This is a genomic window from Pelagicoccus sp. SDUM812003 (assembly GCF_031127815.1).
Classification (GTDB): Bacteria; Verrucomicrobiota; Verrucomicrobiia; order Opitutales; family Opitutaceae; genus Pelagicoccus.
In genome coordinates this window covers 1-11,813 of the sequence record NZ_JARXHY010000015.1, presented here as the reverse complement: position 1 = coordinate 11,813, position 11,813 = coordinate 1, and the positions used below count along the sequence as shown (strand labels likewise).

Here is an 11,813-nt window from a genome sequence, read left to right as displayed (position 1 = left end):
CCGCTGTAGTGTTTTCATTGCGAGTGGGGACCTGTGAGGCCCGCGGTTTCGAATGAACACCTATGGTACAGTTGTGGTTCTGCATTTGCTTGGGGCATGCGTCTGGGTTGGCTGGCATTTAGCGCTCGCGTTTTCGCTTTTGCCGCAGGCCTTACGGGTACAGGACAATTTCCTTTGGCACCGAATCGAATCGGTGTACCGGACCGTCGGCATACCGGCTCTGGTCGTCCAGACGATGACGGGATTTCTACTGGCTTATGGACATTTGCCGAGGGTGGGCAGCTGGTTTGATTTCGACAATCCGATGGGGCGTTTGATCGGCATGAAAATCCTCCTGCTCGCCCTAACGTTCGGGCTGGGGATCGATCTGCGATTTCGACTCCTGCCGAGGATCGAAACCACCGGCCTGGGCATCTTGAGATGGCATGTCGCCCTAATCACCGTTCTTTCGGTTTTGCTCGCCTTCGTAGGAGCATCGTTTCGAATCGGATGGCTGTACTAGTCGTCGACCTGGCTCGTCGAGAAAGGCGCCGTTTGGCGACTTTGCTCCTTTCGCTTGTTGATGGCTGATTGGCGAATGGGCGCTTGCGTTCGATCGGCTCTTTTTTCGAAGATCACGCGTTGAGAAGCGTTCGTGGAGAAAACTCGGGCGACAGGGATGAATGTCGTTAACAATTGAATACGTATTCCGTACGCGACGAGCGGGATGGGACGTGAAATGGAATGTCTTGGCAATCCTCGCGATGGGCGCGAAGGTATGGGCATGCAGAGAACGGTTCGTTTTTGGGTTGGGTTTCTTTTGGTGCTCGGACTGATGGTGGCAGGCTGTCGTTCGACGAGCGATTGGAATCCTTTCGTGGACTTGTCGAGTTACGAGGTGATTGTTATCGAGGATTTCGAAGATCGGGGAACCGGGGTAGGGAGCGAGCTCGCAGATCAAGTCGCTAGCGAACTCCTGCGTCTTGGAGACTATCGCGAGGTGCTTCGTGAACCGACGGGTGACAATTCGATTGTAGTGGAGGGAGACGTACAGCGTTACGTCGAAGGAAACGTTCCTGCTCGCATCAAATACGGGAGCGCTGTCGGGCAGTCTTCCATGAAAGTAGAAGTGCGTATCTCGGTGGAGCCCAGCCAGCAATTCGTGGGAAGTTTCACTATCACCGAGTCGACCCTTATGACGGGACCCGACGCCCGGCGCACCGGACGCGAAGACATCGATTGGATCCAACGCGAAGTCGCCCGCCAGATCGCGGAACGACTCGCAAATCAGAAGTGAATTCTGCACTTCAGAGCGGCTTCGACCATTTCGCCCTCCAAGCGAAACCGAAGAGGTCTGTTCTCAACAAGATCATCTTTCGATGCACGGACGGTGTTTCACCGAGCCCTGTCTATTCAGACGCATCGGACGTCCGCGAATTGCGGAGATGGTCGAGGTATTTGCGTTTGGCCAGTCGCCAAGCGACAACGAAGAATGCTGTCAAGGGAATGGCTAGTATCATGCCAAGGACGCCGTTGAGCGCCGTGCCCCAGAAAAAGATGGCGATGATAATGACCATCGGGTGCAGGCCGGTAGTCTTTCCCATGATACGCGGAGTTAGCAGGTAGCCCTCGATCATCTGCACAGCGACGAAGACACCAATCGCGAAGAGCAATAGCTCGATTCCTCCCCCGTCTTTCTGAAAGTAGGCCAGCGGGAGAGCGATGCCCAAGCCGATGATGCTTCCTAGGTAGGGGATGATATTCAGGAAACCAATGGCGAGGCCGAGGATGATGGCGAAGTTGAGGTCGATCAGCATAAAGCCGAGGGCGAGCAAGACGCCCATGATGAACGCGATAATGATCTGTCCTCGGAAAAAGGATACAACGCTTCCGACGAACTCCTCGGTGAGGAAGAGAATGTCGTCCCTCCAGTCGTCACGGATGAAGGAGAGCTGTTTCTTGAGATCGCGAATCAGGTTGCGTCGGCTTTCCAACATGAAAAAGAGGTAGACAGGGATGATTGCCAGTCCCGTACCGATCGCGATGATGCGCGATACGAAGCCCCCAAGGTTTGCGATAGCCGTTTCTGATTTGCTCAGAATCACGGAAACAGAATCTGTGAGAAACGTTTGGATACGTTGTAGGTTTTCTTGACCAATCTTCTCGTTCGCGAATTCAACGACCTTCGGATAGTTTTCAGCGAGAGCGGTGCGGAGACTTTGGAATAGATCCGGTAGGTACTCGATGAATCGAACCGTTTGGTCCACCAGAGTCGGAACGACGATCAGTAAAGCTCCGGCCAGCAATAGCGCCGCGACAAGGAAAAGGGTCACGATGGCCCAGGTGCGGCTGAACTTGGCCCGTCGTTGCAAAAAGACTACGAAGGGACGGAAGATCATGGCGAGGATGCCTGCCACTGCAAGGGGCCATAGGACATCGGAAAAGGTCGCGATGAAGTCCCGCAGCAGCGTGAAAATGCCGAGGATGAAGAAGGCGATGACGGTGACACTAAGAACCGCGACCGCAGCGCCGAGGAGGCGCCATTGATTGGAAGTGAGTTTGCCCCGGGCGGGAGAGTTAGAATCGGATTCGGCCATGACGAGATTTCAAAGGTATTAAGATCAGGCGTATTGCGGGAGATTTGCAGCTACTATTCGGTCATGCAATCCTTTCGGCAGAGGAGTTGCTGGACGCCACATTCGTCTGCGAATCCAATGGTGTTCGTACGTCGTCGCTCGCCGCTTCGAGGCGACATTCCAGCGGCAGCGGACCAGCGCTCAGCCCTACATGGATAAAGGGAGGCGTCTGCGTTGGGCTTTTTATCTGGTCGACTTTTCAGGTATTCAGAAAGAAAAAGCGGCTCCATGAGTGGCGTTCTAATCACGGCGTTTGAAGCGTTCGGCGGGCGCGCAGGCAATGTTTCCCTTGAAACGCTTAAGCGATTGCAAGCTGAGGATTGGGGCGAGGTCGAGTTGCATCCACGGGTTCTTCCCGTTGTTCGTGGTGAAGCTCCCTCGATGGTGGAGAGCTTTGTTCGCGAGCTGCAGCCCACCGTGGTCATCATGCTCGGCGAAGCTGCGGGAAGGTCTTCCATCACGCCCGAACGAATCGCCGTCAATTTGGATGACTTTGAAATCCGAGACAATCGAGGAAATCAGCCTCGTAACGAGACCATTGTGAAAGATGGTCCCCCTCATTACTCATCGACACTTCCCTTGGATGCGATGGTTCATCGTCTGCAGCAGCTCGGCTTACCAGCGGAGATATCGGACTCCGCGGGGCGCTTCGTATGTAACCATGTTTTCTATCGGGTCGCCCATTACATCGCTCAAAGCGGAGGCAGCGTGTCCTGTGGTTTCATCCATCTGCCAAGGTGTCTGGAGCAGTCGGAGCAGAGGTTTTCGACTGAGGACCTGGCGGAAGGAGTCAAGGTCTGCATAAAAGCGTGCTTGGGCGAGTAGCGACTTGCCACGAACCAGATTCAGGGCTGGGGAAGGTGATTCTTCAAAATCTCGTACAGCTCTGGACGTTCTTTTCTGATTTCCTCTGTCGTGAGCCCTTCCAAGGAGTGCGGGTATTTCAACCAAGCGCTGGTCTCGTGTATGTAATAATCGGGTACAAGATCGGTCTTGTTGCGTTCAGGCTTATAATACGGCACCGCCACGCGAACGTCGTGTGGCATGTTCAGGCGGGCTCCGGCCTTCAAGTCGTTGATGATGGCCTCCACGGATTTCCCGCTGTCGAAAACATCGTCCACGATCAGCAAGCTGTCTTCGTACTGCACCTTCTCGATCAGGTAGTTCAGTCCATAGACCTGCACCTCGCGGCTCTGCTCGTCGATGCCCGACGAGTAGGAGGATGTGCGAATGGCGATATTGTCCGTTTCGATGCCGTGGTAGCTCAGGTACTCCTGCACCGCGATACCGATTGGAGCTCCGCCCCGCCAGATGGCGATCATGAAGGTGGGCTGAAAGCCGCTTGCTAGCACCTTCGCGGCGAGCTTCCACGAATCTTCCAAGAGACCCTCAGCGGTTAGAAAAAGCTTCTCCATTCGTTTTTAAAATCGACCGGCAATCGAAAAGCCAATGACATTCACGTCAGCTAATCGAACAAGACCCATGAAAAAGCGTTTTCTAGACGAGGCAACCATCATTGAAGACTCCTTTCGCCTCGGCGTTCAGATCTTCGAAAGCGGCTTTCGTCCTACTTTTATCGTTGGCCTATGGCGCGGTGGCAGTTCGGTGGGGATCTACGTGCAGGAGTGCTTGCAAGCGCTCGGTGTGGAAACTGATCACTTTTCGGTGAGGACCTCCTACCAGGGGCTGCCCGGCTACCAAGACATGATCGACGCGCCGGAGAACATCCGCGTGCATGGGGCTCGATACCTCTATGAAAACCTCAACGCCCACGATCGTTTGCTGATCGTCGACGATGTCTGCAGCTCCGGCCACAGCATCCGGGCCGTGCAGATGCGCCTTCAGAAGAAGCTCAAGCGGAACTATCCTGCCGAGACCCAAACCGCAGTTCTCTGGCACCGCCCTCATTTCAAGCGAGCGGACGTGCAGCCCAACTATTTTCTGCACACCACCGACGAATGGCTGGTCTTCCCCTACGAACTTAAAGGTCTAAGCCCCGACGAAATCAAGCAGCACAAGCCCGCCGCTGCGGTGTAGGCGAAGTCGTTGGTATTTTTAAGTCTCGGACCTTAGAATCATACCCGGTTTTGATTCTTTTCAAAGATGTTGTCACCTTTTGCTGAGGGAAGGGCACTTATGGATATCGAAATCAATCGATGACTGAAACCGCTAAATCCATAAATGCCATGATGCTCGTAGTTGCTTATTCAATACTTATCCTTGCCGCCCTCTCTTGCACGATCTTCGTCGAGGCGAGGGAAGTCTACTAAAGCACTCGGAATGAATCCGAACAACACTCAAAGAACTCGGTTTCGATAAGCCGAGGTCTTTTTATTTGTGCGTACCTTCGATCAGTTTAGCCTCGGCAGCAGAACCATTGGCGCAAGCAAGGCAAGGCTCAGACCTCGCTTGGAGAAGGCATCGACGAAATCCTTGCATCGATGGAGGTTTCGTATGTTGAACGATCTATTCTAACCACGGAACTTAGGTGGGCACTCAATCAGGGGCAAGAGTCCGGTCTGATTTAAGACGCCTGGCTCGGTTGGGCAAAATTACAGATAGAATACTTGATTCGACCTAAGTGTTCGCTTTTAGGGATATACGTGACTCTACGATTTCTCTATCCCTTGATCCTTCTATTTTGCGCGAGCGCGTTCGCCGAGATCGATTCGGCCAGTGTAAGCGAGGCCCTCGACACAGACATCGATACCGATTGGATTCTGGAGGCAGGGGAAGGCGTGACCCTGGAAGTTGTGGAAATGGAAGGGGCGACCAATGGCACGGCCCTAAAAGTGAGCGTGCCGATGAACGAGGAATTCAAGCTCCAGAGAGCGATGACAGGCAGCCACCTCGTGAGGTTTCGCTACCAATTGTCTTCGGAAGTCCCGGTGAGTAATCTGTATGCGCAGGACCTTCCTTATGGAAGAAATGACTCGTTGGCTTATCAATCTCCACAGGATGAGTGGATTGATTACAAGTTCGCGTTTGGCGAGCAGGAGAATTCGACAAGCTTCTCCTGGAAGTTGTACTCTTCCGGTAGCGGTCCCGAATCGCGGGTGCTGTATTTCGACGGATTGGAGGTTTTGCCAGGGTTATATCTCGATATCGATGAAGCGGGCGTGGAGATGGATGTGAACCCGGTGAAGGAGACTTACGAGCGCGGGGAGATCGTGAAACTGACGGCTTGGTCAGAGGACGAATCGGTACGGTTTTTTCGGTGGAAAGAAGGGAATGAAGAATTGTCCGAGAGCGCGGAAGTTTTCTACGAAGTGGTCGGGCATCGGAAACTTACGGCCGCAGGCGAAAAGGTTTTCGAGTTGGAATGGGGTTCGCTAGCTGTGCCGTTGGACGACTACGATGTGGCGGCTTTGAATGCCGAGGGCGAGCCATTGCTTTTGGATATCGTTGAGGTTGGGAATACCTACCCGACTCCGACGATCACGATTTCTGGCGAGGGGCCAGGAATTCTGAAAGGGCTAGGTCGAAAGACGCCTGGGAGCGAGGCGCGCTACTCGGAATTCGGTAATTATCGATTCGAAGCAGAGTACGAGGAATTCCAGTTGCGGGTTCTAAGTGATGGCGCGTTCAGCTTTCCGATTGAGGTGGGGGGACGCCTCCAGTTGACGGATTTGGTTTGGGAGCCTGGGTACGAGGTAAGTCTCGAGATCATAGGGCAGGGCACTGTTAGCGGTATGCCTGAAGGTGGGATTTTGGATCCGAGCGAAGCCTTGAATTTGACCGCGACTGCGGACGACGGGTGGCGATTTGAAAAATGGAAGTGGGTAGGTAAGCGAGATTACGGTACTGAGACTTTGAACTTGGCCCCAAGCGAATCGGTCGAGTTGGTTGCGATCTTTTATAAGAAGGAGACTGTGGGGGGACTAGCGATCGATACGATCGGAGATCCGATTTGGACGAAGTCCGTCGTAGATGGAATGGAGAAGCTTGAAGCCAGTGGAGAGATGACTCCGGGAGTGTCGCCTGGGGTGCGTTTCACCTTGGATGGGCCCGGTGCGTTGAGCTTTGATTTCGAAACTGGAGGGGACGGCTTTGACGTTAAGGTAAATGGGGAACGGATCTACAGGCTCGATGACAATTTTGAGGGCACTTCGGTAGCGATAGAACTGCCAGTAGGGAGGAACGAAGTGTGGATCGTGGATTATGATACATGGGATTTTAACTCTGAGGAGAGTTTCTCGCTGAGTAATGTACGGTTTGAGCCCGGGTATCCCGTACGGGTGAAAGTGGGAACAGGGGGGAGCGTTTCGGGGATTCCGGAATCTAGTCGCGTTTGGGGCGGGACGTCTCTGGAACTGACGGCGACGGCGGACGAAGGCTATGAATTTGGTGGTTGGAATGGTAGTCGAATTGTAGATACGGATACGCTCTCACTTGTGGTGGACGGACCGATCGAGCTAGAGGCTTGGTTTGAAACCCAGGTTGAAGACGACGCGTATGTGACTGCCTTGAGCGGAACGACTGCTTGGGAGAAGATCGATGGAGTGTGGCGGTCGCCCGCAGAAATGCAGGAAGGCGAGACTGCGGTGTTAATCGGCGAGGTGACGGGCCCAGGTCGGTTGAAATTCGGTTTAGGATACGGGATTGGAGCGTATCAGCTGCGGCTATTGACTGCGGAATCAAACTACACTGGAAGCTACCTAACGATTCCCGAAGGGGCCCATCGGTTTTCCGTATCCGCTCGTTCTGACAGCGATGGGAATTATGAGCCGCGAACCTTGTCGGAATTGAAGATGGAGTATTGGGTGGAGATCTTTTCTCCCAATGTTTCCATCGATACGAATGGAGCTTTGCCAGATCCCGACGCCTACGAGACTCCCGTTTGGGAAGGCTGGGTGGAGAAAGGCGCGGCTCTAGCGGTGACGCCGACGATACCGGCGGGGATGGAGTTTGTTGGTTGGACGAAGAGTTTCGAGGGGCAGCCAGAAGCGATCGATACGGTCGTCGATGGACCGATTTCTGCGGATCTTCTTGTTGATGTCGATATTGTGGGAAATGGAGCGGATTGGACCGTGACTGAGGGACGTGGCGGAATCAGCACCGAACGATGGGATGCTAGCGTGTTTGGCTTAAACGGCATCACTGATGGCGCGACTCTGTCTGCCACGGTGGAAGGACCCGGAATTCTTTATGCCTTCCCACAGAATTGGGGAATGCGAACGCGTCTATTTGTGGATGGCGAGGTGGTGGAAGGATTTCCGGAGCGTGATCGGGCTCATGCAATTGAGGAAGGAAGTCATGATCTAGATCTTGTCATTGAGCTGACCGAACCGTTTAGGGGGGGATTTCGTCGTGACTTTATCGACTACGTAGTTCGCGGCTTGGGTTATGAGGAAGGATACCTGTTCACGACGAGCACGAATGGGGGCGGGACGATTGAGACTTCCTTGGATCAACTGTTTTTCGAACCGGGCACGACTGTGCAAGTCGAGGCGGTGGCGAATGAAGGGAATCGTTTCGTTGGTTGGGCGGAGCCTTTTGAGGATAAGGCAGCTAGCTTTTCCGTGCAGGTGAATGAGAACGGAAGGGCGTATGCGATTTTCGAGGCGGAATCCGAGATCGACGGACAGATATGGGAATTTGAGGGTGCGCGTCCGGTGTATTCAAACTATTCGTCAGTCCCCCGCTTTCTATGGGAGTTAGGTGGCTTGTATGACGAAACTGCCACCACAACCGGTACTTTTTCTGGACCAGGGGTTTTGGAGATGTATCGAGGTGACTACTACAATCTGCCCTATGGGATGACGGTGGTCTTGAAGAAGGATGGGGAAGTGGTTTTCGACGGATCGTCATGGAAGGCATTTGACGTTACGCTGGATGAGGGCGAGAGCTGCGAATTGACTTGGGAGTTGTCCGTTTGGGATTGGGGGTTCTACTCCAGTTTCTCGCATGCTTTAAGATTGCCCGACTTGAAGAGCGAGTTCGCGATAGCAGTCTCAGCTAGATCGGGTGGGGTTGCCTCGATAAGCCCCGAGCAGGAGAGCTACGCCTATGGCGAACTTGTAACGGTGACGGCGAGCGAGACTGGGAGCAATGGAGAGGCTTTCAGCGGTTGGTGGACGCGTTGGGGAAGCAAGCTCTACTCCTCTGATCGCGAGTGGAGCTTTACTGTGGTTAGGGACTGGAGTTTAGAAGCCCGCTACTCTGATAGCTTGGTGAGCATCGATGGAGGGGTTGTTCAGGATCTCACCGAACCGCGAGGCTGGTCGGTTTCTGCTGAAGAGACTCCTCTCGGGTCGAAGTCGTTTACCATAAGCGATGATGCTTCTATCTCGATCAATGTGCTGGAAGATTCGGTGGTGTCTTTCGCTCTGAAGGTTGATTCCGATAGGTCGTCTTTTACTGTGAAACGTTCTGGCTCTACTGAGACTCTGAAGTCCGTGAAGACGAATGAATGGGTGGTCTACTCTCTTTTTGTGGAAGCGGGCGGCTGGGCGCAGATCGAATTTGATAGCGGGTACGGAAAATCTGGATACGTGGGAGATATTCAAGTGACTTCAGGTTGGGGACCCTCGATGGTGTATGCAGAGTCGATTGTTCCGACCTATGCCTGGGATGCGGAAAATGGAGAGGTCAAAGTCGGAATACCGGAAAGCGCGAAGGAGTGGTTTGAATACTGGTCTGTGGACGGAGAGACGGTTTATGATGCGAGTTTGACAGTCGCCGAGGGCGACGAGGCGGTGATCCGTCCTTACTTTAGCAATACGCAGACAACTCAGGCCGGAGAAATCGAGTTCTCTCCGATGGAGTCTTGGTGGAAGAGCGCTGACGAGGATGATGAAGATCTTGTCTTTTGGGAAAGCGTGTTGGCGGGAGTCGAACGTCAGGATGCCTCATTTTCCACTACTGTGGAAGGGCCCGCTTCAATCGGGTTTGTGGCTGACGAAGAGAGCGGGGAAATCGACCTGATCGTGATGATAGACGGGACGGTAGTGAAGTCGGCTTATGACTTTCCCTATTACGGGGAAACGGTTCAGGTCAACATACCTGAGGGAGTTCATGAGGTGACGGTGGCTTTTCGCGCTGAAGAGATGTCTTTTCTAACTGTATCGAATATACAGGTACAGAGTGGTTATCTGATCGATGATATCGCAGTCGAAGGCGGAACGGCACGCGTGATGCAGAGTCGCGAGCTGTTTCAAATGGGAGACGCGATCGGATTCGTAGCATTACCCGATGACGGCTATGAGTTTCTAGACTGGGAGGGCGAGTATGCGGGGCAGCCTCAGTCGTTCGAAACGGAGGTCAGATCAGATTTCGTGCAGCCAGAGCCTCGATTCGCGCTGAAACGCTCGGAGATAGAGGCGTTTGGACTGACCTGGGAAGTGAGCGGTATGGAGATGAGTAGGCGTTCGACTAATGCATGGAATGGGTACACTACGCAGCTGTATCCACGAACCTATGGCGAGCAAGTAGGTGTGATGAATACCAAGATTTCGGGACCGTGCGTTTTGCGGATCTCGAAGTCTTCAGAACAGAGGCTCAGGTTGGATGGATCGGAACTGGAGGAAAGCGATTTTCTGCATGAGTTGCGTGGAGGCGACTACTACATTGCTATCCCAGAGGCGGAGCATGAAGTCGCATTTGTATTTAGCCAATACACGAATGGATACGGATTCGCACCGGTGTTTGATCTTTTGGATGGCTATCTAGTAATGCCCAGTGTGAACGGTGGTAGCTATGCGGTTTCGCCGGATTTGGAGGTTTATCCCGAAGGCACTGAGATCGAGTTGATGGCCTTGACCGGCGGAGTGACGCGTGGGTTTGAGTGGTCGAATCTTCCTGCCGGCGCCGTCGTGGAGGGGGAAAGGGCACGTTGGACGGTGTCCGAGCACGCAGAGCCGACGGCAAGCGTTTGGAGGCTGCGTTATTTCAATCGAATATTGGCCGAGTATTCTGGTCGCGAGGACTGGATCCACCAAGGAGGGACGATCCAGCTAAGACCGCTGCACGCAGGAGAGCTTAATCGAATTCGTTTCAAGCCAGGGCGCGCAGGAATTTTCAGGGTAGACCTTTCCGCCGCAGAAAGGATTTTTGTCAACCTCAGTGTGACGAGCGAAGACGGCAGCGTGTGGCATAGTCCGATCAAAGAATCAGGCAAGTATGAAGGTCTCGTGGTGGTCGATTCCGAGGAGGATGTGATAGAGCTCAGTATTTCATCCAAGAAGGGAGCTTTCGTGCAGCTCTTTGATTTTTCGATGTCAGAGGGTGAGGGAAAGTCGGACTACCTCGACTGGTGGCACCGCTATTCCGGAGGTAAAGGCTACGATCTTTCATTGCTCGAGCCCAGCGCGGATAGGGACTTTGACGGCCTCTCAAACTACCGAGAATTTCTTTGGGACATGAACCCGTTTGTGGACGAAGGAGCAATCGAGTTGCGACTCAGTTATGATGGAAGCCGGCTAGAGCTGGTGCATATCGAAATGCCTACGGAGACCGAGAGCACGATTGGGTTGTACGAGTACAACCCGGACCTGCGCAATTGGGAGAAAATTACGGATTTTTCCGACAGCGAGCCAATGTCCGGAAAACCTGGATACATGATCCGCCGCCTGGAGAACGTAGACAAGCTCAAGCGGGGTTGGCTATTCAAATATAGGGAAGGACAGCAGGCTCCGAGTCTGGATAGCTTGCTAGATGGCTCTAAATAGATGAAAAGTCGCGTCATCAAGGCGCTTGAGTGGTTGTCTCATGCACGGCATCATCGAGTACTGAGGATTCGAAATTTCGAAATGCCCACTGCATGTGGCTGGGATAGAAACTGCGTTCCGATTGCTGGTAACGGGACGTAGCTGTACTGCCGTCATCAAATCGACGAACTTCTGTAGCGTTGTGGGTTTATCCGCTTGTCGCTCTTTCGTCTTGAACACCTTTCTTCTGGGGCAGTTCAGGTTTAAAAACTTGTACTCGATTCAGCTGCATTATGTGAAGCTCGTGCTTACCACCACGAAGAACCTCTTTCCTAAGACCGACAGTGAGGGGTGATTTGAAGGGCACGAGTGGCAGCCAAAGGGCATATCTGTTCACGAGCGAACGCGAGCAGGCATGACATTGCTTGTTGTCTTGAGCCTTTGGTCGGCAATCTAAGGGGTTGAGACACAAAAAAGCCGATCCCGCTGGCTGGAATCGGTTGAAAGGAGAGTGGTGCCAGAGGGCAGATTTGTACCGAGCGCTAGCGAG

7 protein-coding genes are annotated in these 11,813 nt (G+C 53.4%); 5 read left to right on the top strand and 2 right to left on the bottom strand.

Annotation, left to right across the window (positions count from 1 at the left end; translation table 11 throughout):
• The first annotated feature begins 52 nt into the window (after positions 1–52).
• Entirely contained in the window at positions 53–502 is a 450-nt protein-coding gene (locus tag QEH54_RS17880; RefSeq protein WP_309020071.1) for a CopD family protein, read from the top strand.
• A gap of 261 nt (positions 503–763) precedes the next feature.
• Positions 764–1,276 carry a DUF4410 domain-containing protein gene (locus tag QEH54_RS17875; RefSeq protein ID WP_309020070.1) on the top strand — a complete coding sequence of 171 codons (513 nt, stop codon included), beginning with the start codon at positions 764–766 and terminating at the stop codon, positions 1,274–1,276.
• Positions 1,277–1,388: 112 nt separating this feature from the next.
• Here QEH54_RS17875 and QEH54_RS17870 read toward each other — a convergent pair whose 3' ends face one another.
• Positions 1,389–2,576, bottom strand: a complete 1,188-nt coding sequence (locus tag QEH54_RS17870; protein ID WP_309020069.1) for an AI-2E family transporter — start codon at positions 2,574–2,576, stop codon at positions 1,389–1,391.
• A gap of 267 nt (positions 2,577–2,843) precedes the next feature.
• Here QEH54_RS17870 and QEH54_RS17865 point away from each other — a divergent pair, with 267 nt between their 5' ends.
• Positions 2,844–3,440, top strand: coding sequence for a pyroglutamyl-peptidase I (locus tag QEH54_RS17865; RefSeq protein ID WP_309020068.1), 597 nt, complete (start codon positions 2,844–2,846; stop codon positions 3,438–3,440).
• Between the two features lie 20 nt (positions 3,441–3,460).
• On the opposite strand, the gene QEH54_RS17860 is transcribed toward QEH54_RS17865, so the two are convergent.
• Positions 3,461–4,030, bottom strand: a complete 570-nt coding sequence (locus QEH54_RS17860) for a phosphoribosyltransferase family protein (protein ID WP_309020067.1) — start codon at positions 4,028–4,030, stop codon at positions 3,461–3,463.
• Between the two features lie 67 nt (positions 4,031–4,097).
• On the opposite strand from QEH54_RS17860, the gene QEH54_RS17855 reads away from it, so the two are divergent.
• Positions 4,098–4,652, top strand: coding sequence for a phosphoribosyltransferase family protein (locus QEH54_RS17855; protein WP_309020066.1), 555 nt, complete (start codon positions 4,098–4,100; stop codon positions 4,650–4,652).
• A gap of 590 nt (positions 4,653–5,242) precedes the next feature.
• Entirely contained in the window at positions 5,243–11,284 is a 6,042-nt protein-coding gene (locus QEH54_RS17850; protein ID WP_309020065.1) for a hypothetical protein, read from the top strand.
• Positions 11,285–11,813 lie beyond the last annotated feature (529 nt).

Excerpts from the sequence above, each read along its gene's own strand:
- QEH54_RS17875 (WP_309020070.1), top strand. The coding sequence starts at position 764 with ATGCAGAGAACGGTTCGTTTTTGGGTTGGGTTTCTTTTGGTGCTCGGA.
- QEH54_RS17870 (WP_309020069.1), bottom strand. The coding sequence starts at position 2,576 with ATGGCCGAATCCGATTCTAACTCTCCCGCCCGGGGCAAACTCACTTCC.
- QEH54_RS17880 (WP_309020071.1), top strand. The coding sequence starts at position 53 with ATGAACACCTATGGTACAGTTGTGGTTCTGCATTTGCTTGGGGCATGC.
- QEH54_RS17855 (WP_309020066.1), top strand. The coding sequence starts at position 4,098 with ATGAAAAAGCGTTTTCTAGACGAGGCAACCATCATTGAAGACTCCTTT.
- QEH54_RS17865 (WP_309020068.1), top strand. The coding sequence starts at position 2,844 with ATGAGTGGCGTTCTAATCACGGCGTTTGAAGCGTTCGGCGGGCGCGCA.
- QEH54_RS17860 (WP_309020067.1), bottom strand. The coding sequence starts at position 4,030 with ATGGAGAAGCTTTTTCTAACCGCTGAGGGTCTCTTGGAAGATTCGTGG.